This window comes from Pseudomonas sp. LS_2, assembly GCF_042709235.1.
GTDB lineage: Bacteria > Pseudomonadota > Gammaproteobacteria > Pseudomonadales > Pseudomonadaceae > Aquipseudomonas.
In genome coordinates this window covers 1-20,882 of sequence record NZ_JAVAYC010000039.1, presented here as the reverse complement: position 1 = coordinate 20,882, position 20,882 = coordinate 1, and the positions used below count along the sequence as shown (strand labels likewise).

At 65.3% G+C, this 20,882-nt stretch carries 15 protein-coding genes; 8 read left to right on the top strand and 7 right to left on the bottom strand.

Annotation, left to right across the window (positions count from 1 at the left end):
• Nucleotide 1 precedes the first annotated feature (1 nt).
• The 5 genes from RAC97_RS23000 to ppsA form a co-directional block, all read right to left on the bottom strand.
• Nucleotides 2-256 (bottom strand): CrfX protein, encoded by a 255-nt coding sequence (locus RAC97_RS23000; protein WP_375101886.1) that lies wholly within the window; start codon nt 254-256, stop codon nt 2-4.
• Between the two features lie 98 nt (nt 257-354).
• Complete coding sequence (locus tag RAC97_RS22995) at nt 355-1,350, bottom strand: zinc transporter ZntB (protein WP_375101885.1); 996 nt, start codon at nt 1,348-1,350, stop codon at nt 355-357.
• Nucleotides 1,351-1,375: 25 nt separating this feature from the next.
• The gene (gene rraA, locus RAC97_RS22990; protein WP_375101884.1) at nt 1,376-1,867 is read right to left on the bottom strand and encodes a ribonuclease E activity regulator RraA; all 492 of its coding nucleotides are present in this window, start codon (nt 1,865-1,867) and stop codon (nt 1,376-1,378) included.
• Nucleotides 1,868-2,054: 187 nt separating this feature from the next.
• Complete coding sequence (locus RAC97_RS22985; RefSeq protein WP_375101883.1) at nt 2,055-3,050, bottom strand: alpha/beta fold hydrolase; 996 nt, start codon at nt 3,048-3,050, stop codon at nt 2,055-2,057.
• A 95-nt stretch (nt 3,051-3,145) separates the two neighbouring features.
• Nucleotides 3,146-5,521, bottom strand: a complete 2,376-nt coding sequence (gene ppsA / locus RAC97_RS22980) for a phosphoenolpyruvate synthase (RefSeq protein WP_375101882.1) — start codon at nt 5,519-5,521, stop codon at nt 3,146-3,148.
• Between the two features lie 194 nt (nt 5,522-5,715).
• Between ppsA and RAC97_RS22975 the strand changes: the two genes are divergently transcribed.
• Entirely contained in the window at nt 5,716-6,534 is an 819-nt protein-coding gene (locus RAC97_RS22975) for a pyruvate, water dikinase regulatory protein (protein WP_275638522.1), read from the top strand.
• A gap of 158 nt (nt 6,535-6,692) precedes the next feature.
• On the opposite strand, the gene RAC97_RS22970 is transcribed toward RAC97_RS22975, so the two are convergent.
• Entirely contained in the window at nt 6,693-11,558 is a 4,866-nt protein-coding gene (locus tag RAC97_RS22970; protein WP_375101881.1) for an NAD-glutamate dehydrogenase, read from the bottom strand.
• A gap of 330 nt (nt 11,559-11,888) precedes the next feature.
• On the opposite strand from RAC97_RS22970, the gene RAC97_RS22965 reads away from it, so the two are divergent.
• Complete coding sequence (locus tag RAC97_RS22965) at nt 11,889-12,242, top strand: hypothetical protein (protein ID WP_375101880.1); 354 nt, start codon at nt 11,889-11,891, stop codon at nt 12,240-12,242.
• Here RAC97_RS22965 and RAC97_RS22960 read toward each other — a convergent pair.
• The gene (locus RAC97_RS22960; RefSeq protein WP_375101879.1) at nt 12,229-13,569 is read right to left on the bottom strand and encodes a phospholipase effector Tle1 domain-containing protein; all 1,341 of its coding nucleotides are present in this window, start codon (nt 13,567-13,569) and stop codon (nt 12,229-12,231) included. The two genes, RAC97_RS22965 and RAC97_RS22960, sit on opposite strands and share 14 nt — an antisense overlap.
• Before the next feature lie 233 nt (nt 13,570-13,802).
• Here RAC97_RS22960 and RAC97_RS22955 point away from each other — a divergent pair, with 233 nt between their 5' ends.
• The 6 genes from RAC97_RS22955 to RAC97_RS22930 are packed head-to-tail and all read left to right on the top strand — an operon-like array spanning nt 13,803 to nt 20,608.
• Nucleotides 13,803-14,762 (top strand): AAA family ATPase, encoded by a 960-nt coding sequence (locus tag RAC97_RS22955; protein ID WP_375101878.1) that lies wholly within the window; start codon nt 13,803-13,805, stop codon nt 14,760-14,762.
• A 4-nt stretch (nt 14,763-14,766) separates the two neighbouring features.
• Nucleotides 14,767-15,708, top strand: a complete 942-nt coding sequence (locus tag RAC97_RS22950) for a DUF58 domain-containing protein (RefSeq protein ID WP_375101877.1) — start codon at nt 14,767-14,769, stop codon at nt 15,706-15,708.
• A complete protein-coding gene (locus RAC97_RS22945) occupies nt 15,705-16,199 on the top strand; it encodes a DUF4381 domain-containing protein (RefSeq protein ID WP_375101876.1) in 495 nt (164 codons plus the stop codon). Before RAC97_RS22950 ends, RAC97_RS22945 begins: the two co-directional genes overlap by 4 nt.
• On the top strand, nt 16,192-17,268 hold the full coding sequence (locus RAC97_RS22940; RefSeq protein ID WP_375101875.1) for a VWA domain-containing protein: 1,077 nt from the start codon (nt 16,192-16,194) through the stop codon (nt 17,266-17,268). The genes RAC97_RS22945 and RAC97_RS22940 overlap by 8 nt, the downstream gene beginning before the upstream one ends.
• Nucleotides 17,265-18,986, top strand: coding sequence for a tetratricopeptide repeat protein (locus tag RAC97_RS22935; RefSeq protein WP_375101874.1), 1,722 nt, complete (start codon nt 17,265-17,267; stop codon nt 18,984-18,986). Before RAC97_RS22940 ends, RAC97_RS22935 begins: the two co-directional genes overlap by 4 nt.
• Complete coding sequence (locus RAC97_RS22930) at nt 18,983-20,608, top strand: BatD family protein (RefSeq protein ID WP_375101873.1); 1,626 nt, start codon at nt 18,983-18,985, stop codon at nt 20,606-20,608. The genes RAC97_RS22935 and RAC97_RS22930 overlap by 4 nt, the downstream gene beginning before the upstream one ends.
• Nucleotides 20,609-20,882 lie beyond the last annotated feature (274 nt).

Genomic DNA, 20,882 nt, shown 5'->3' with positions numbered 1-20,882 from the left:
TTCAATCGGCCTTATCAGCTTTCGTTCTGCCAGTGGCAGGCGTGCGACGCACCGGCGCGACATGCGCCGAGCCATTGTTTACAGCGATCAGCAACGCCTGGCTCCAGCGGCCCAGCAGGCTGAACAGATCGCCCACGCCGACCTGGCGGTTGGCGGTTTTCAGCACACGACCCAGGCAAGCAGCGTCGTCGCGGTCCTTGCCGGACGGCGACGCCTTGAGCAGGTCGCGCAGAGATTCTTCAAACGGATCGTGCATGTGCACCTCGCGCAATGTCAGTCAGAGACGAGGCCGGTGCAACATAGGTCACACCAAAAAGTGGGACGGATGTTTCACTTTGCCAACCACGCACCACGCTAGACCCATCGCAAGCGCCGGAACAACCACCACTGCCCGGCCGCCAAGCCCAGCACCAACAGGCTGGCGAACAGGAAGCCATAAGGGCTGTCCGCGCCCGGAATACCGCCGACATTGATACCCAGCAAGCCGGTGACAAAGCTCATGGGCAGGAAGATGCAGGTGATGATGCCGAAGCGGTACATGGTGCGGTTCATGCGCTCGGCGCGCCGGCGGTCCTCGTTTTCCAGCAGCAAGGCGGCGCGCTCGCGGGTCAGTTCCAACTCCTCGAGGTAGCGGATCAGGCTGTTGTTCAGCTCGTTCCAGTAATCGGCGTCGGCATCGGCGAACCAGTTCCACTTGTGCCGCGACAATTGCGCGTAGATATCTCGCTGCGGAGCGAGGAAGCGGCGCAGGCCGGCAGCACGTCGGCGAATCTGCTGCAAGCTGCCCGGCGCTGGACTATACCGTTCGTCGGATTCAACCTTCTCTTCTTCCAGGTCGACCACCTCGGAGAGATCGCTGATCAGCGCCTGGACCTTCTCGGTCAGCAACTCGCCCATCAACAGCAGCAGTTCGGATGCCGATTTCGGCCCCCTGCCCTCGTCCAGCTGCTGCAACACCTCGTCGCTGGCGCGCAAAGGCCGCAGGCGCAGGGAAATCACCCGGCGTGCCTCGGCGAAGATGCGCACCGAGACCATGTCCTCGGGCTCGGCGCCGGGGTTCAGATTGACTCCACGCAGAAACAGCAGCAACTGCTCATCGGCCAGCGGCAACAGCCGCGGGCGGGTGTTCTCTTCGAGCAGCAGTTCGCAGGCGAACGCGCTCAGGCCGCTGTCGCGCAGCAGCCAGGAGCGGGTCTGTGGATGGCTGCGGTCCCAGTGCAGCCAAAGGCTTTCCTGGGGTTGCAGTTGCAGGTCGTCCAGTTCGGTGCGGGCGATCGAGCGCGCGCCACCCTTGCCGTCGAGCACCAGGGCATGGACCAGGCCCCATTGCGCGTTGTCTTCCTCGAACATCAAAGCTCCATCAGCGCGCAGCGCGTCACTCCGGCATTTTCAGCGGGCTTGGCGAGACGATCACGCCATTGTTGTCGGCATACACGTACTCGCCCGGGCGGAAGGTGACCCCGGCGAAGGTCACCACGACATCAAGGTCGCCGATGCCACGCTTGTCGGTCTTCATCGGGTGGCTGGCCAGGGCCTGCACACCGACGTCGGTCTGGATCAGCACATCCACGTCACGCACGCAGCCATAGATCACCAGCCCTTCCCAGCCGTTCTTCGCCGCCTTCTCGGCGAGCATGTCGCCCAGCAGGGCGCGACGCAGGGAACCGCCACCGTCGACCACCAGCACCTTGCCCTTGCCGTCCAGCTCGACCTGGTCCTTGACCAGGGAATTGTCCTCGAAGCACTTGATAGTGACGATCTGGCCGCCGAAGGAGTCGCGACCGCCGAAGTTGCTGAACATCGGCTCCAGCACCTGAACCAGTTCCGGGTAGGCGTCGCACAGGTCGGGGGTTACGTAATGCTGCATGGGAAGCTCCTGTCAGTCATGACGAAAACGGGTTGAGGGCAAGGCTACACCCTGGAAGCGGTTCCAGCCATCTGAGACCACACAGTCAGGTCGGTAGTGCAGCCACTGGCCTCTTCGCGGGCAAGCCCTTACCGGCACAGCGTGACGCTGTCGGAGCGGGCTGGCGCGAGGAGGCCAACAAATGTTCTCAGCCGGGCACCACCGCCACCGGCGCCTCCAACACAGCCCCCTGCACCGGCGCCAGCGGGTCGCGCAGCCAGCCTTCGACCAGCGGCCACACCTGCGCCTGCGCCTTCTTGCTGACCAGCATATCGACGTGCCCGAAGGCCTCGAAACCTTCCTCGCGCCCCAGGCGCACGAACTGCTTGCGCGAGCCGCCCAGCTGCTCGTAGAGCTTGCGACAGGCCCACACTGGGTCCTGGAAGTCACCGCCACCGGCCGCTGCCAATACGGGTACATCGACCTCGGCAAGCCCCGCCCACCAGTCGTTGCCCTTCACTCCGAAACGCCCGAACAGGCCATGCCAGCGCAGGCTTTCCAGGGCCAGGCCGATCGGCTCGTCCTCCGGGCCGCGTTTGAAGCGCGGCCCGGACAACTGGCCGAAGCGCTTGAGCACGGCACGTGCGCCCCACACCACTGGCGGCACCTTCAGCGGCCAGTAGACGCGGCTGACCTGGGTGCCGAACAGCGCCACACTGGCGACCAGGCCTGGCTCCAGGTACCCCCCGCCGAGGGCTGCAGCCAGCGTGGTGCCACCCAGCGAATGGCCGACCCAGTGCGGCACCTGGCCGGACTGTTCGCGCACGAACGCGCCGATCACCGGCAAGTCGTCACGGGCATAGTCGGCCACGCAGTTGTCCCGCCACTGGCGATTACGCGGCGACAGGCCGTGGCCACGCATCTCGGGTATCCACACATCGAAACCGGCACGAGCCAGGTACGCGCCCAGGCCAATGCCTTTGGGCGAATACCAGAAGCGCCGGTTGGAAAAACTGCCGTGCAAAAGAATCACCGGCACGCCGTGGGCACCGCCCTGGTCTGCCAGGCCCAGGCGGGTCACGGCCAATTCGACGCTGGCGTCGGGGCTGTTGCCGGCCTTGATCCGGTACACGTCTTCGCTGAGGTCGCCGCGGCGCTCGGCACTGAGCAGGGCCACGGGAAAAAGGGTGCTGCTGCTTTGCATAGGTTCTGGACGAAAAAAGGGCGGGGTCCATTGCTGGAACTCGCCCTGGGTGAAACCGGGCGGGGGCGCCACGGGGCGCCCCCGCGTTCAGCGCATCAGGCTGCGCCCTGGCCCTCTGCGAGGAAGAACCAGGTCTCGAGCACCGAGTCCGGGTTCAGCGACACGCTTTCGATGCCCTGCTCCATCAGCCATTTGGCCAGGTCCGGGTGGTCCGACGGGCCCTGGCCGCAGATGCCGATGTACTTGCCGGCCTTGTTGCACGCGGCAATGGCATTGGCCAGCAGCTTCTTGACCGCAGGGTTACGCTCGTCGAACAGGTGGGCAATGATCCCCGAGTCGCGGTCCAGGCCCAGGGTCAGCTGGGTCAGGTCGTTGGAGCCGATGGAGAAACCATCGAAGTACTCGAGGAACTCTTCGGCGAGGATCGCGTTGGACGGCAGCTCGCACATCATGATCACGCGCAGGCCGTTGTCGCCACGGGCCAGGCCGTTCTCGGCAAGCAGGTCGACGACCTGGCTGGCTTCGCCCAGGGTGCGCACGAACGGCACCATGATCTCGACGTTGGTCAGCCCCATCTCGTTGCGCACACGCTTGAGGGCGCGGCACTCGAGTTCGAAGCAGTCACGGAACGACTCGCTGATGTAGCGCGAGGCGCCACGGAAGCCCAGCATCGGGTTCTCTTCTTCCGGCTCGTACAGCTTGCCGCCGATCAGGTTGGCGTACTCGTTGGACTTGAAGTCTGACAGGCGCACGATGACTTTCTTCGGGTAGAAGGCCGCCGCCAGGGTGCTGATGCCCTCGACCAGCTTCTCGACATAGAAGCCGACCGGGTCGTTGTAGCCGGCGATGCGCTTGTCGACGCTTTCTTTCAGGTCGGCTGGCAGGCCGGCATAGTTCAGCAGCGCCTTGGGGTGCACGCCGATCATGCGGTTGATGATGAACTCCAGGCGTGCCAGGCCCACACCTTCGTTAGGCAGCTGGGCGAAGTCGAAGGCGCGGTCGGGGTTGCCGACGTTCATCATGATCTTGAACGGCAGCTCCGGCATGGCGTCGACCGAGTTCTGCTTGACGTCGAAGCCCAGTTCGCCCTCGAAGATGAAGCCGGTATCGCCTTCGGCACAGGAAACGGTGACACCCTGGCCATCTTTCAACACCTGGGTGGCGTTGCCGCAACCGACTACAGCCGGAATACCCAGTTCACGGGCGATGATCGCCGCGTGGCAGGTACGCCCGCCGCGGTTGGTGACGATCGCGCTGGCGCGCTTCATCACCGGCTCCCAATCCGGGTCGGTCATGTCGGAGACCAGCACGTCGCCCGGCTGGACCTTGTCCATTTCCGAAACGTCGTTGATTACCCGCACCTTGCCGGCGCCGATGCGCTGGCCGATGGCACGGCCCTCGACCAGCACGGTGCCCTTTTCCTTCAGCAGGTAGCGCTCCATGACGTTGGCGCTGGAGCGGCTTTTCACGGTCTCGGGACGTGCCTGGACGATGTACAGCTTGCCATCGTCGCCATCCTTGGCCCATTCGATGTCCATCGGGCGCTGGTAATGCTGCTCGATGATCATCGCCTGTTTGGCCAGCTCGTTGACTTCGGCATCGCTCAGGCAGAAGCGTGCACGCTCGGCGCGGTCGACCTCGACGGTCTTGACCGAACGACCGGCCTTGGCTTCTTCGCCGTAGACCATCTTGATCGCCTTGCTGCCCAGGTTGCGGCGTAGGATCGCCGGACGACCAGCCTGCAAGGTTTGCTTGTGCACATAGAATTCGTCAGGGTTGACCGCACCCTGCACCACGGTTTCACCCAGGCCGTAGGCGCCGGTGATGAACACCACGTCGCGGAAGCCCGATTCGGTGTCGAGGGTGAACATCACGCCAGCGGTCCCGGTTTCCGAACGCACCATGCGCTGGACGCCAGCCGACAGGGCCACCAGCTTGTGGTCGAAGCCCTGGTGCACGCGATAGGAAATGGCGCGGTCGTTGAACAGCGAGGCGAACACTTCCTTGGCCGCACGGATCACGTTGTCGACGCCACGGATGTTGAGGAAGGTTTCCTGCTGACCGGCGAAGGACGCGTCTGGCAAGTCTTCAGCGGTGGCCGAGGAGCGCACGGCCACGGCCATGTTGTCGTTGCCGTTGGACATCGCGGCGAAGGCCGTGCGGATTTCCGCGTCCAGGCGCGCCGGGAAGTCGGCCTCCATGACCCACTGGCGGATCTGCGCGCCGGTCTTGGCCAGGGCATTGACGTCATCGACGTCCAGTGCATCGAGCGCCGCATGGATGCGGTCGTTCAGGCCACTTTGCTCGAGAAAATCGCGGTACGCCTGGGCCGTAGTGGCAAAGCCGCCTGGCACCGAGACACCGGCGCCTGCGAGGTTACTGATCATCTCGCCCAGGGATGCGTTCTTGCCCCCCACATGCTCCACATCATGGACGCCGAGCTTATCGAGGGAAACTACGTACTCAACCAAGGTGATCTCTCCACTAACTGTGTTGGAAAAGCTCAAGGGCGCTCGCCTGCCGGCTCTGCCGACTGGGCCGGGCGCTTGTGGCCTGGACCTGGAAAATAGGTTCGCAAAATGTGGCAGAATGCCGAACGAACACATTCGGCAAACCGAACCTATCATATCCAGAAACATTCGGCAGCTTAAGGCTCAGGGTACAAATGAAACGAACTGCGTTCTTCATCTCCGATGGTACCGGTATCACGGCCGAAACCCTGGGCCAAAGCCTGCTTGCGCAATTCGATAGCATTCCGTTCAACAAATTCACCCGCCCCTACATCGATACCCTCGACAAGGCGCGGACCATGGTCCAGCAAATCAACACGGCGGCCGAACGCGACGGAGTGCGCCCGATCATCTTCGACACCATCGTCAACCAGGACATCCGCGAGGTCCTGGCCACCTCCAACGGCTTCATGATCGACATCTTCTCGACGTTTTTGTCCCCGCTCGAACAGGAATTGACCGCCCATTCGTCGTATTCCGTGGGCAAGTCCCATTCAATCGGCGGCAATTCGAACTACATGGAGCGCATCGAGGCGGTCAATTTCGCCCTGGACAACGACGATGGCGCCCGCACCCACTACTACGACAAGGCGGACCTGATCCTGGTCGGCGTGTCGCGCTGCGGCAAGACGCCCACCTGCCTGTACATGGCCATGCAATTCGGCATCCGCGCGGCCAACTACCCGCTGACCGAGGACGACATGGAGCGCCTGCAACTGCCGGCCGTGCTGAAGAAGCACCACAACAAGCTCTTCGGCCTGACCATCGACCCCGACCGCCTCACCGCCATCCGCCACGAGCGCAAGCCCAACAGCCGCTATTCCAGCTTTGCCCAGTGCGAATTCGAGGTGCGCGAGGTGGAGAACCTGTTCCGCCGGGAAAACATTCCCAACATCAACTCCACGCATTTCTCGGTGGAGGAGATTTCCGCGAAGATCCTGGTGGAAAAAGGCGTGGAGCGGCGGTTCAAGTAGCCTCGGCGGCCCTTGCTTTCGCGGGTGAACCCGCCCCCACAGGCCAGCGGTAAACCCTGTAGGAGCGGGTTTACCCGCGAAAGGGCCAGGCCTGCTGGCACAAGCCCACAAAAAAGCCCCGGCATCACTGCCGGGGCTTTTTCATTTCAGCGCAAGGCTCAGGACGGTATCACCACCGACTGCCCGCTCAGCGCCAGGTCGACCAGCTCGCGGTTGGCCACCGCGTACATCGCATAGTCGGTGCCGGTGGCGTTGCGCAGGTCGTCGAGCATGGCGCGCCAGCGCTCGACCATCACCCGGTGCTGCTCGGCCCAAAGGGCCACGCGGGCATCCATGTCTTCCGGTGCGTCGGTCATCTGCAACACGGAAATGGTGATGGCGCGCTGCTGCAGGTCGATGTCGTCGCGGAACGCCTCGCGGGCCAGGGCCTGCCAGTTGTTTTCCACCGGCAGGTTGCTGATTTCCTGCAAGTACCAGGTCAGGTCCAGCGCGCTGCCCACGGCGAAGAACGCCTTGGCCACCTGCGCCGGGTCGTGGCCGGTGACATCCGAGGCCTCGATGATCGGCAACAGGGTGTACAGGTGCGAAGTGCCTGCGACCATACGTGCCAACAGCTCCGGCACCCCGGCCTCGACATAACCCTGGTAGCGCTGCTGCCAGCGCTCGCGGGTCGGGCCCTCGAGCAACTCATCGAGCTTCAGGCCCAGCTGGGCGATCTTCGGCCCGAAGTGCGCAGTGTCACGGCCGGCATCCTGCTCGTTGCGACGGCTGCGCAGGAACCAGCGGGTAGCGCGGCGGCCCAGGCGCATCAGCTCGTCCATCAGGGCAAGCTGGATCTCGGCCGGAACCTGGTAGTCCAGGGCCTCGATCTGACGGAACCAGTGCGGCAGGTGGAAGATGTCACGCACGATCACGTAGGCACCTGCGACATTCGCCGGGCTCATGCCGGTGGACTCCTTCAGGCGCTGTACGAAGGTGATGCCCATGTTGTTGACCAGGTCGTTGGCGATCTGGTTGCTGACGATCTCGCGCTTGAGGCGGTGACGACGCATGGCCTCGGCGAACTTGCTGACCAGCGACGGCGGGAACGCGGTTTCCATGTCGCGGGTCAGGTACTCGTCATCCGGCACCAGCGACTTGAGCAGTTGTTCCTTGAGGTCGATCTTGCTGTAGGAGATCAGCACCGAAAGCTCGGCACGGGTCAGGCCTTGGCCTGCGGCCAGGCGCTCGGCCAGTTGCTCCTCGGACGGCAGGAACTCGATGGCGCGGTCGAGCTTGCCACGCGACTCGAGGTCAGCCATCAGGCGCTTGTATTCGGCGATCCGCTCGCGCGCGCGGCGGGCTGCCAGGGACAGCGCCTGGGTCTGCTTGTAGTTGTTGCCCAGCACCAGGGATGCGACTTCGTCGGTCATGCTGCCCAGCAGCTGGTTGCGCTGCTTCTCGGTCATGTCGCCACCCTGCACCACTTCGTTGAGCAGGATCTTGATGTTGACCTCGTGGTCGGAGCAGTCCACGCCACCGGCGTTGTCGATGAAGTCGGTGTTGGCCGATCCACCGTTGCGGCCAAACTCGACGCGGCCCAGCTGGGTCATGCCGAGGTTACCGCCCTCGCCCACCACCTTGCAGCGCAGCTCGTTGCCGTTGACGCGCAGCGCGTCGTTGGCCTTGTCGCCGACGTCGGCATGGCTTTCGCTGCTGGCCTTGACGTAGGTGCCGATGCCGCCGTTCCACAGCAGGTCCACCGGCGCTTGCAGCAAGGCATGCAGCAGTTCGGTAGGGGTCAAGCGGTCGGCCTGGATGTCGAAGCGCTCCTTCATCTGCGGACTGATGGCGATGCTCTTGGCACTGCGCGGGAAGATCCCCCCGCCTTCGGACATGATGCTGGTGTCGTAGTCGGTCCAGGCCGAGCGCGGCAAGTCGAACAGGCGCTGGCGCTCGGCGAAGCTGCTGGCCGGCTCCGGGTTCGGGTCGATGAAGATGTGCAGGTGGTTGAATGCCGCCACCAGCTTGAGCTTGTCGGACATCAGCAGGCCGTTGCCGAATACGTCGCCGGCCATGTCGCCGATGCCGACCACGGTGATCGGGTCCTCCTGCACATTGATGCCGCGCTCGCGGAAGTGGCGCTGCACGCCGACCCAGGCGCCACGGGCGGTGATGCCCATCTTCTTGTGGTCGTAGCCGGCCGAGCCGCCGGAGGCGAAGGCGTCGCCCAGCCAGAAGCCGTAGTCGATGGCGATGCCGTTGGCGATGTCGGAGAACGTCGCGGTGCCCTTGTCGGCCGCCACTACCAGGTAGGGGTCGTCGTCATCGTGGCGCACCACGTTGGCCGGGGGCACCACGCCGCCGTCCTTGAGGTTGTCGGTGATGTCGAGCAGGCCGCTGATGAAGATGCGGTAGCAGGCGATGCCCTCGGCGGCGATCTCGTCGCGGCTGCCGCCCAACGGCAGGCGACGCGGCAGGAAACCGCCCTTGGCGCCGACCGGCACGATCACCGAGTTCTTTACTTGCTGCGCCTTGACCAGGCCCAGCACTTCGGTGCGGAAGTCTTCCTCGCGGTCCGACCAGCGCAGGCCGCCGCGGGCGACGTTGCCGAAGCGCAGGTGCACGCCTTCGACGCGCGGCGAATAGACGAATATCTCGAACTTCGGCACAGGCTTGGGCAGCTCGGGGATCAGCTTCGGGTTGAACTTGAAGCTGAAGTACGACTTGTTCTGCCCGTTGGCGTCCGGCTGGTAGAAGTTGGTGCGCAGGGTGGCCTTGATGAGGTCCAGGTAGCGGCGCAGGATACGGTCCTCGTTGAGCACCTGGACATCGTCCAGGGCGCTGAGGATGGCCTGTTCCAGGCGTTGCTGCTTGTCGTCCAGGTCATCCTGGGTCAGCTTGCGCGCCAGGTAGAAGCGGGTCTTGAACAACCGGGTCAGCTCGCGGGCGATGTCGGTGTGGTTGTTCAGGGTGCTGGCGATGTAACCCAGGTCGAAGCCCAGGCGGATCTGCTTGAGGTAGCGGGCGTAGGCACGCAGCAGCGCCACGTCGCGCCATGGCAGGCCGGCGGTCAGCACCAGGCGGTTGAAGGCGTCGTTCTCGGCGTCGCCCTGGACGATATGGATGAAGGCATCCTGCAGGGTGTCATTGAGCTGCTGGATATCCAGGCTCAGGCCTTCGCTGTAGGTAAAGGCGAAGTCGTGGATCCAGAACTCGCGGCCATTGGCGTGGCGCAGGCGGTAAGGGAACTCGCCGAGCACCCGCAGGCCGAGGTTTTCCAGGATCGGCAGTACGTCGGACAGCGCCAGCGGGGTGTCGACGTGATACAGCTTGCAGTGCAGCTGACGCTCACCCAGCTGGGTCAACGGCTGGTAGAAGCTCATGGCCAGCGGCTTGCTTTCGTTCAACGCCACCAAGTGCTGCAGGTCGACCACCGCCGAGTGCGCGGCGAAGCGCTCGCGGTAACCGGCCGGGAAGCCCTTGGGGAAGTCGGCGAGGATGTTGGTGCCCTGGGCCTCGCCGAAGTTCTCCACCACCAGTGCAGCGTAGTCGTCCTGCCACGAACGGCAGGCCTGGATCACTTCGTTTTCCAGCTGCTGCGGGTCGATGTCGATGCGGTTCTTCGGGTCGACCCGCAGGATCAGTTGCACGCGCGCCAGCACCGACTCGGAGAAGAAGGTCCAGAACTCGCAGTCGCTGGCCTTCAGGCGCTCCATCAGGACCTGCTGGATCTTCTGGCGCACCTCGGTGGAGTAGATTTCCCGCGGTACATAGGCCAGGCAGTAGCAGAAACGGCCGTACGGGTCCTTGCGCAGGAACACGCGGATCTTGTTGCGTTCCTGGATCTGCACGATCGACATGGCGGTGCTGAACAGTTCGTCGATCGGGGTCTGGAACAGGTCGTCGCGTGGCAGCACTTCGAGCACCTGGGCCAGTTCCTTGCCCAGGTGAGCCTTCGGATCGAAGCCGGAGCGACGCTCGACCTCGGCCACCTTGATGCGGATGTAAGGGATGGCATGCACGCTTTCGCCATACACCGAGGAGGTGTACAGGCCCATGAAGCGGTGCTCCTTGATGACCTTGCCGTCAGCGTCCAGCTGGCGGATCGACACGTAGTCCGGGTACGCCGGGCGGTGTACGCGGCTGGGCAGCGCGGCCTTGGCGAAGGACAGCAACAGCGGCTCGTTCAGGTAGGCGACCGCGTAGTCTTCGATACGCAGCTCTTCAGCGGTCAACCCCACCCGCAGGCGGCGCGGCAAGCCCAGGAACGACGCCTCGTCGTAGACCATCTGGCCGCCTTCGGCGTTGCCCTGGACGGTGAATTCTTCATAGCCCAGGAAGGTGAAGTGGTTGTCCAGCAGCCACTCCAGGAACGCGGTGACCTCGGCCTTGTCATGCTGGACCGGCGCGTAGGGGGTCTGCTCGACCAGCCCGACGACCTCGCGCAGCTTGGCCTTCATCGGGTCGAAATCGGCGACCACCACCCGCACTTCGGCCAGCACCTGCTCGATTTCACGGGCCAGCACGTTCAGTTCGGTCGCATTGGCGCAGCGGTCGATCTCCAGGTACATCAACGACTCGTGGCGCACGCCCTCGCCCTGGCTGCCCTTGGGCAGCAGCTCGAGCAACTCGCCCTTGGCACCGCGACGCACGCTCAGCACGGTGGTCTGCAAGGTATGGATGCTGTAGCCACGGCGGTTCAGCTCGGTGCGAACCGAGTCCACCAGAAATGGCAAGTCATGGTGCAGCACCTCGACCACGGTATGGGTCGACTGCCAGCCGTTGCGTTCGTAATCGGGGTTGTAGACCCGCACCTGGGGCTCGGCGGCGTCGAAGCGCTCGATGATGCGCCAGGCCGACAGGGTGCAGCCGGCCAGGTCGGAAAGCCTGCGCTGAGTCAGTTCGTCCAGAGAGATGATGCCGAAGAACTGGTCGGCGAACAGCGCCACTTGTGGCAGTGCCTGTTCGCTGATGTGCTGCGCCAGGGCCGCTTGCAGTTGATGCTGGAAGTCGGCTTTGCTGGCTGCGGTGAAGAACGCCATCTGTGGTACTCCGCTTGGGCTTTGTTATAGGTGAAGCGTCGCGTGCGTCCACCGTCCAGGGTTCAACGATAGCCAACCCTGGGTCGGAAGACATGAAACCAGGCGTCGGACGTGACCTACACGTCCATCGTTCCAGGAATGGGCATCTGCAAAGACGACTGCGCCAGGCTGTGTCTTTACGGGTGACCATCGACTGGGCAGCTTAACGACTGAGTGGTCATCACGGCTTGCAGCGCTGCGACATATTCGGTCAAGGGGCGGTAACATTGCGTTTCTTACGCCTGCCGACACTGGCAGAATCGCATTTCATTTCCTTGACCCGAGCCCGCCATGCAACTGAAAACCGCCCTGCTCTTCGCCACCCCCTGCGATGACGAGGAAGACAACATGGCGACCCTGTGCTGCCACAGTGACAAGGGCCAGATGTTCCTGCTTACCCGTTACCCGGACGAAGACACGGTCGACCTGACCCTGGATGACGAACCTTCGACCCTCGACGGGCTGAAGGTCACCCTGAGCGCCTCGCGGCTGCTGATCGAAGTGGCCGCAGGCGACCGCGACGCGCTCAAGGGCGATGAACAGCTGGAGATCCTGCTGACCTCCTCCGGCAGCGACCTGGAAGAAGTGGAGCTGACGCTGCGCAACATCCTCGACGGCACCGGCACCTACGTCAGCGAGCTGTAAGGCCATGCACCAGCCGACCCGCAGCGGCGGGGCGGTCGATGTAGAGCGCGTCCAGCTCGCTGTTGCGCAGGCCCTTGAAGGGGTTCCAGTGCGCCGAACTGTGAATGTAGCGCGCGCGCAGCAGCCCCTGTTCCTCAGAGGTCAAGCCGGTGTGGTCAGTCAGGCCAAAGGCGTAGTCATGCAACTTGCGGCTGATGTCCCGAAGCTCGTCGGGCAGCTCGTGCAACGGGTCGGCCTCCTCCAGCACGGCCAATGGCGCGCCGCTGTCGACCGCCAGTTGCTGCATGATCCGCAGATAGATGCGTGACAGGTGCCCCAGTACCTCGCGCTCCCGGTACAGCGCCGCGTAGGCGCGTTTTTCCGGCCCCTCGTGCTTGTGCGCAGACGCAGGCAGCGGTTCTTCCCAGGTGACGACCTGCCCTTCCTTGCACTCAAGGCCATCGAGCAACCCAAGCACCTCGGCGTAGGCACGGGTCCGCTCTACCGGCGTGCTTGCCGAAACCAGGTTGGAGCGGGGTTTGCACAGGTATTGCTGCTCCTGCTCGCGCACCTGGTAGCCGCCGCCGATGTCGGAATGGGCGCCCGGCAAGGGAATGTCCCACCGGGTTGCGACCAAAGGAAAGTTGTGTCGCCCCTCATCCTGCGCCACCAGTTGCACCACCCGATATGCCAGCGTCTCGTCGAGTTCGAGTGCCAGCCCCTCGTACTGGTCATTGGCTGGGCTGAAGTTGCCGGCCAGCGGCGCGACGATGGCCGCCACGGTGTCGAACAGGCCAATGAAGTTAATCGACAACCGGCGTTTCCACTCAAGCCTACCCTGGCGTTCCAAATCCCGACCGAGCAGGCTGTCTGGCCCCTTGCGCAAGTCGTTGGCCAGGTGCCGGGCTGCCGCCGCGCCACGGCTGAAGCCGAACAAGTCGAACTCGATACGACCGAGCTCGACCTGCGGGTGCTCGCCGAGCCAGGCGCGCAATTGCCGGCCAAACTGCTGCATCGCCTGGCCCACACGGGCCTCGACACCGCTTTGGCCACGTCCGGTGAGCAGGCCGCGGAGCATATCGTCCTCCCCCTCTGCGGTACCGACACCCTCGATGTAGAACCTGAAGCAGAGCGTGCCGCCAGGGTCCAGCACCCCGCTCGCATCGCCGGCGTACAGTCGATACAGCAACGCCACGTTGCTCGGGGCAGCGGCGTAGCTGCCCACGCGCGCCCCTTCCAGGTTCTTGGCCAGACTGTTGGCCAGGTTGTTGCCCGTGCCATCGAAAAAAATACCTGCGCGCACGTTGACGGTTTGCGCCGGGCGCAACGGATCAGTCGCTTGCGGCATGTCGACACCTCCTTATGTAAAGCCTCGAGAAGAAGGTGAAACAAACTGGCGAAGGAATAAGCGCGACCTGCCAAACCGGTAGGAAAACCCTGAAACCGGGGAAAAGCAGCGTTTGCCCGTGAGAAATTTCCACACCTGCATTGGTCGCCACAGGCCCGGATGGATTAAAGTATCAACCCCTGCCTGGGCGGCAGCCGCTGCCACGCCCGGCCTATTCCCAGGAACCGTCCACGATGGAACACCGTGAAGCGCTGATCGCGCTGCGCACCTTTCTTTCCTCCCAGATCCTTGGGCAGGAAAAGCTCGTCGAGCGCCTGCTGATCGTCCTGCTCGCCGATGGCCACATGCTGGTCGAAGGTGCACCAGGCCTGGCCAAGACCAAAGCGATCAAGGAACTGGCCGAGGGCATCGAGGCGCAGTTCCATCGTATCCAGTTCACCCCCGACCTGTTGCCGGCCGACATCACCGGTACCGAGATCTACCGCCCGGAGACCGGCAGCTTCGTGTTCCAGCAAGGGCCGATCTTCCACAACCTGGTGTTGGCCGACGAAATCAACCGGGCGCCGGCCAAGGTGCAGTCGGCGCTGCTCGAGGCCATGGCCGAGCGCCAGGTCAGCGTGGGCCGCAGCACCTACGAGCTGTCGCCGCTGTTCCTGGTGATGGCCACGCAGAACCCGATCGAGCAGGAAGGCACCTACCCCTTGCCCGAAGCCCAGCTCGACCGCTTCCTGATGCACGTGAAAATCGGCTTCCCCGACGCGGCCGTGGAGCGGCGTATTCTCCAGCAGGCACGCGGGGAGGCGCTGGGCGGTGAGGTCAAGCCCGAGCGCCAGGTCAGCCAGCAGGCGATCTTCGCCGCGCGCAAGGAAATCCTCGGCCTGTACATGGCCGATGCGGTGGAGGAATACCTGGTGCAACTGGTGATGGCCACCCGCACCCCGGCCAAGTTCGACGCCGAGCTCGCCGACTGGATCGCCTACGGCGCCAGCCCCCGCGGCTCGATCGCCCTGGACCGCTGCGCGCGCGCCCACGCCTGGCTGGCCGGGCGCGACTTCGTCAGCCCCGAGGACATCCAGGCGGTGCTGTTCGATGTGCTGCGCCACCGGGTCATCCTGTCGTTCGAGGCGGAAGCGGCCGGGATCGACCAGGACCGCGTCGTGCAGCGCATCCTCGACGTCGTCGCCGTCGCCTGACCCGATGCCCACCCCATCACTGGCCGAACCCGGCATCCGCATCGGCCTGACCGAGCTGATCGACATGCGCCACCGCGTTCGCGAGATCCAGCTGTTCTCGCGGCCCGGCCAGCGCAGCCCGCTGGTGGGCCTGCACCACTCCAAGCTGCGGGGCCGCGGCGTGGACTTCGACCAAGTGCGCGTGTACCAGGCCGGTGACGATGTACGCAACATCGACTGGCGCGTCACCGCGCGCACCCAGGAGCCGCATACCAAGCTGTTCCACGAAGAGCGCGAGCGGCCCATCTTCATATTGGTCGAGCAGAGCCAGCGGCTGTTCTTCAGCTCCGGGCTGATGTTCAAGTCAGTGCTCGCCGCCCAGGCCGCCGCGCTGTTCGGCTGGGCTGCGCTGGGCCACAACGACCGCATCGGCGGCCTGGTATTCGGCGACCACGAGCATCACGAAATCAAGCCCCGGCGCAGCAAGCAGAGCCTGCTGCAACTGCTCAATCGCCTGGCCAAGGTCAACCAGTCGCTGCACACCGAGGCCAAGCCCCAGCTCGACAGCCTGGGCCTGGCCCTGCGCCGTGCCCGCGAAGTGCTGCGCCCCGGCAGCCTGGCCATCGTGATCTGCGACGAGCGCGCCTTGACCCCTGCCGTCGAGCAGCACCTGGCGATGCTCTCGCGACACTGCGACCTGCTGCTGCTACCGGTGTCCGACCCGCTCGACCATGCCCTGCCCGCCGCCGGCCTGTTGCGCTTCGCCCAGCGCGGCGCGCAGCTGGAGCTCGACACCCTGGACGCCAACCTGCGCCAGCTCTATCACCAGCAAGCCGAGGCGCGCATCGAGCGCTGGGAGCTGCTGGCGCAAAAACTGCGGGTGCTGCTGATGCCGCTGAGTACCCAGAGCGAAATGATCGAGCAGTTGCGCGAGTACCTCAACCAGCGCCCGGGGAGCGGCCAATGAACCCGCTCGACCAGTTGCAACCCTTGATCGCCCCGGCGCCCATCGGCCTGTGGCCCCCGGCCCCCGGCTGGTGGGCCTTGCTGGTGGTGCTGCCGTTGCTCGGCTGGGGCCTCTGGCGCCTGCGTCGCTGGCGGCCGGGCAAGCGCCGCATCGTGCGCACCGAGATACCGCTGGACCCGGTGCGTCTGGAGGCGCTGGCCGAGCTGGCCCGTCTGCCACGCCCCTACGACGGCGCCCCGGCAGGTGCCTGGCTGCAACAGATCAACGCGTTGCTCAAGCGCCTGTGCCGTAGCCACTACCCGGGTGCCAACAGCCATACCCTCAACGGCCGCCAATGGCTGGCATTTCTCGACAACCGCTGCCCGGCCGCCGGGCTGACCCGCTGGATGGTGCTGGTAGAAGGCGCCTACAAGCCCGAGTGCAAGCTTGACGACAAAGCCATCGCCGGGCTGGCCCAGGCGGTCGACACCTGGATTCGCAAGCATGTTTGAACTGGCCTGGCCGTGGATTTTCCTGCTGCTGCCGCTGCCCTGGCTGATGCGCCTGGTACTGCCGGCCGCCGACAGTGGCGAGCCGATGCTCAAGGTGGGCTTCCTGAACGAGCTCGAAGGCCTGGCTGGACGCCGCGCCCGCCTGAACCTGCCGACCTGGCGCCAACAGGCGCCGTTCCTGGCGATCTGGCTGCTCCTGCTGCTGGCCGCAGCCCGTCCGCAGTGGCTGGGCGAGCCAGTACCGGTGGCCGCCAGCGGCCGCGACCTGCTGGTGGCGGTGGATGTGTCCGGCTCCATGGACTTCCCCGACATGCAATGGCAAGGCGACGAGCTCAGCCGCCTGGAACTGGTCAAGGCGCTGCTCGGCGACTTCCTCCAGGACCGCGAGGGCGACCGGGTCGGCTTGATCCTGTTCGGCAGCGAAGCCTACCTGCAAGCCCCGCTGACCTTCGACCGACGCACCGTGCGTACCTTCCTCGACGAAGCGCAGATCGGCATCGCCGGCAAGAACACCGCCATCGGCGACGCCATCGGCCTGGCCGTCAAGCGCCTGCGCCAGCGCCCGACGCAGAGCCGGGTACTGGTACTGGTCACCGACGGCGCCAACAACGGCGGGCAGATCCACCCCCTGACCGCCGCGCGCCTGGCCGCCCAGGAAGGGGTACGCATCTACACCATCGGCATCGGTGCCGACCCCGAGGCCAGCGGCACCCCTGGCCTGCTGGGCCTGAACCCGAGCCTGGACCTGGACGAAGCCTCGCTCAGGGAAATCGCCGAGCTGACCCAGGGCAGCTACTTCCGTGCCCATGACGGCGCCGAGCTCAGTACCATCGGCGATACCCTTGACGAACTGGAGCCGGTGGCCCAGCAGCCGACCCAGGCCCGCACCGCCAAGGCCCTGTATGCCTGGCCCTTGGCGCTGGCACTGCTGCTTAGCGTATTGCTGGTGATTGCCGTGCAGTGGCCGGACAACCTGCTGCAACGCCTGCTACGCCGACCACGCTTCCTGCAACCCCACCCGCAATGGCGCGAACGCCTGAGGCGCCTGCGCCTGAGGAGGCGGCGATGATCGACTTGTGGCCGCATTGGCTGCGCCCGCTGTGGCTGCTGGTAGTGCCGTTGCTGGGCTGGCTGCTGTTCAAGCTGTGGCACCGGCGCAAACGCGCCGGGCGCTGGCAGTTGATTCTGCCGCAGGCGTTTCACAGCGTGCTGCTGGGCGGCGGTACGGGCAGTACCAGCAAGCTGCCCTGGGTCGCCCTGGGCCTGGCCTGGCTGCTGGTAGTGCTGGCCCTGCTCGGCCCAAGCTGGCAGCGCCTGGAAGAAACCCGCCAGCGCCCAGCCGACCCACTGGTGATCCTGCTCGAGCTGACCCCGCAGATGCTCGCCGAGGACAGCCCGCCCTATCGGCTGGAGCAAGCGCGGCGCAAGATCCTCGACCTGCTCGAACACCGCCGCGACAGCCAGACCGCACTGGTGGTCTATGCCGGTAGCGCGCATACCCTGGTGCCGCTGTCGGACGACCTGGGCACCACCCGTAACCTGCTCGAGGCCATCGACCCGTCGATCATGCCGCAACCCGGCCAGCGCGCCGACCTGGCCGTGCGCAAGGGCCTGGCGCTACTGGCCCAGAGTGGCCTGGGTCAGGGTCGCCTGCTGTTGATCGGCTCGGCCTTGAGCCCGCAGGAGCAGCAGGGCATCCGCCAGGCCTTGGGCCGCCGAGGCCCGCCGCTGCTGATGTTGGGCGTGGGCAGTGCGGATGGCGCGCCGGTGCGCCAGGCCAACGGCGAATTCCTCAAGGACGCCCAGGGCGGCATCCTGGTGCCGCGCCTGGACAGCACCGCGCTCAGGCGCTTCGTCAGCGAAACCGGCGGGCGCTACCGCCATGCCCGTATCGACGACCTCGACCTGCGCGGACTTGGCCTGTTCGACAACCCGCACACCCTGCGCAGCGATGGCCAGACCCTGCAACTGGACAGCTGGGCCGACCAGGGCTACTGGCTGTTGCTGCCCCTGTTGCTGCTGGCCGCCTGCGCCGGCCGACGCGGTTGGCTGTTCTGCCTGCCGCTGCTGCTGGCCCTGCCGCAGCCAAGCCAGGCCTTCGAATTCCAGGACCTGTGGTGGCGCCCCGACCAACGCGGCCAGCAACTGCTGGAGCAGCAGCGTCCCGCCGAGGCCGCCCGGCACTTCGAGAATCCGCAATGGCAGGGCGTGGCGTTGTACCAGGCCGGCGACTTTGCCGCCGCCGCCCAGGCCTTCGCCCAGGGCAACGATGCCGCAGCGCACTACAATCGAGGCAATGCCCTGGCCCGTGCCGGCGAACTGGAAGCTGCGCTGGACGCCTACGACCAGGCCCTGGAGTACCAGCCCGACCTGCAAGCGGCGCTGGACAACCAAGCGCTGGTCGAGCAGGCCCTGCAACAACGCCAGGCCAAGGCCGAGGAACAACCCTCCGGCAGCGATGCCCAAGGCACGCCGGGCAGCGACACCGACGGCAACAGCAGCTCCACCGGCAACCCCAACCAGGGCACGCCGGGCAATGACGAGCAGGCCCAGCAGGCCGAGCAGGCGGGTGAGAGCGCGCAGAACAACCAGGCACCACCCGGTAACCCGTCCGGCGATGACGACAGCGTCACCCAGCCACCGTCGCGACCGGCCTCGACCGCCCTGGACGCCGAACAGCGCCAGGCCCTGGAACAATGGTTGCGGGAAATTCCCGACAACCCGGCCCAGCTGTTGCGACGCAAGTTCTGGTACGAACAGCAACTGCATCAGGAAACCCCACGATGAGTCGCCTCGGCGTCCTTCTCCTGAGCCTCTTCTGGCTCACCCTGGCCCAGGCGCAACCCGCGCTGCAGGCCAGCATCGACCGTACTCGGGTGCAAGCCGGCGAAACCCTCGAGCTGACTTTGGAAAGCCAGGACGTCACGCTGTTCGGCAAGCCCGACCTGAGCGCCCTCGAGGGCGACTTCGAGGTGCGCGGCACCCGCCAGCTCAACAGCCTGCACACCCTGGACGGCGAGACCCGCGCCAGCACGCGCTGGATCATCACCCTGCTGCCCAAGCGCAGCGGCAGCTTGCGCATTCCCGAGTTGCCGTTGGGGCAGTCACGCAGCCAGGCCATTGAACTGCAGGTGCTGCAACCGGACGCCAACCGCCCGGAAAACGCCTCGCAGGTATTCATCGAAGCGGCCCTGGACAATACCGAGGTGTACGTCCAGGCCCAGGCGGTGCTGACCCTGCGCATCTACCATTCAGTGTCGCTGTACGACGACAGCAACCTCAGCCCCTTGCAGCTCGAGGGCGCCAAGGTCGAGCCGTTGGGCGAGTCACGCACCTACGAAAAGGAAATCAACGGCGTGCGCCATGGCGTGATCGAAACCCGCTATGCGATCTATCCACTGCAAAGCGGCAGCCTCGAGATCCCGCCGCTGACCTTCACCGCCACTGCCGCAGACAGCACCCCACCCACCCCCGGCACCGCGCGAGTCGGCCGTCAGGTGCAGGTCAGCTCGCTACCCTTGCATCTGCGGGTGCGGGCCATTCCCGATGCCTGGCCAACCCACCTGCCGTGGTTGCCAGCACGCAGCCTGAGCCTGGATGAGCGCTGGAACCCTGACCCGAGCACCCAGCCAACGCAAATCGGCGACTCCCTGACCCGCAGCGTCACCCTGCGCGCCGAGGGCCTGTCCAGCACCCAATTGCCGCCGCTGCCAGCCACCGAAGCGCGCGGCGTGCGGCGCTACCCGGACCAGCCGGTACTGCGCAACGAAATCAGCGACCGCGGCATGACCGCCAACCGCGAGGAGCGCGAAGCCCTGGTGCCGACCCACAGCGGCAACCTGCAGCTGCCCGCACTGGAGATCACCTGGTGGAACACCCGCGAGGACCACCTGGAACAAAGCAGCTTGCCGGCGCGCAGCTTGAACGTGGAAGACAACCCGGCACTGAGCGCCGACACCCCGGTTGGTGCCGCCAACACAGGTTCGACCTTGCTGTGGCCCTGGCAACTGGCGACCTTGGTTCTCGCCCTGAGCACCCTGCTCGGCTTCACCCTGTGGTGGCGCGCCCGCTCGCGGCCGGCGGTGTTGCGTGCGGCGCAGAGTGGCCCGAGCCCTCGTACGTTGCTCGACGACCTCAAGCGCGCCTGCCAGGCCAACGACCCGCACGCCACGCGACAGGCCCTGGATGCCTGGGCTCGCCAGCAACCGCAGACGCTGGCAGAGATGGCGGCGCGGTTCGTGCCGTTGTCGGATGCGCTGGATGGGTTGAATGGGGCGTTGTATAGCGAGAGCGGGCAGAACTGGCATGGCGATGAACTGTGGCGGGCGATTGGGATTATTCCGCCGGCTGAGCAGGTGTTGGCGCCGGCTGGGGATGGTGGGAGTTTGCCGCCGCTTTATCCCAAATAGAGGGTGTTTGCGGGGTGTGCGCTTGAGCTTGGCAGCGTCCTCAAGATCGAGCGCCGCCCGCGCGGCGCTTCGCGGGTAAACCCGCTCCCACATTTGTTGCAACGTGCCATGGCCTGTAAGGCCATGGTTGTCAGCCTTTGGTGCATGTCGGCACATAGCGGGGCGGCGGATGTGTCAACCGCGAAACCGCGTCGAACAAACAAGGCGGTCAACCATGGCCTATCAGGCATAGGCACGTTGCAACAAATGTGGGAGCGGGTTTACCCGCGAAGCG

Excerpts from the sequence above, each read along its gene's own strand:
- RAC97_RS23000 (WP_375101886.1), bottom strand. The coding sequence starts at position 256 with ATGCACGATCCGTTTGAAGAATCTCTGCGCGACCTGCTCAAGGCGTCG.
- RAC97_RS22995 (WP_375101885.1), bottom strand. The coding sequence starts at position 1,350 with ATGTTCGAGGAAGACAACGCGCAATGGGGCCTGGTCCATGCCCTGGTG.
- rraA (WP_375101884.1), bottom strand. The coding sequence starts at position 1,867 with ATGCAGCATTACGTAACCCCCGACCTGTGCGACGCCTACCCGGAACTG.
- RAC97_RS22985 (WP_375101883.1), bottom strand. The coding sequence starts at position 3,050 with ATGCAAAGCAGCAGCACCCTTTTTCCCGTGGCCCTGCTCAGTGCCGAG.
- RAC97_RS22975 (WP_275638522.1), top strand. The coding sequence starts at position 5,716 with ATGAAACGAACTGCGTTCTTCATCTCCGATGGTACCGGTATCACGGCC.
- RAC97_RS22970 (WP_375101881.1), bottom strand. The coding sequence starts at position 11,558 with ATGGCGTTCTTCACCGCAGCCAGCAAAGCCGACTTCCAGCATCAACTG.
- RAC97_RS22965 (WP_375101880.1), top strand. The coding sequence starts at position 11,889 with ATGCAACTGAAAACCGCCCTGCTCTTCGCCACCCCCTGCGATGACGAG.
- RAC97_RS22960 (WP_375101879.1), bottom strand. The coding sequence starts at position 13,569 with ATGCCGCAAGCGACTGATCCGTTGCGCCCGGCGCAAACCGTCAACGTG.
- RAC97_RS22955 (WP_375101878.1), top strand. The coding sequence starts at position 13,803 with ATGGAACACCGTGAAGCGCTGATCGCGCTGCGCACCTTTCTTTCCTCC.
- RAC97_RS22950 (WP_375101877.1), top strand. The coding sequence starts at position 14,767 with ATGCCCACCCCATCACTGGCCGAACCCGGCATCCGCATCGGCCTGACC.
- RAC97_RS22945 (WP_375101876.1), top strand. The coding sequence starts at position 15,705 with ATGAACCCGCTCGACCAGTTGCAACCCTTGATCGCCCCGGCGCCCATC.
- RAC97_RS22940 (WP_375101875.1), top strand. The coding sequence starts at position 16,192 with ATGTTTGAACTGGCCTGGCCGTGGATTTTCCTGCTGCTGCCGCTGCCC.
- RAC97_RS22935 (WP_375101874.1), top strand. The coding sequence starts at position 17,265 with ATGATCGACTTGTGGCCGCATTGGCTGCGCCCGCTGTGGCTGCTGGTA.
- RAC97_RS22930 (WP_375101873.1), top strand. The coding sequence starts at position 18,983 with ATGAGTCGCCTCGGCGTCCTTCTCCTGAGCCTCTTCTGGCTCACCCTG.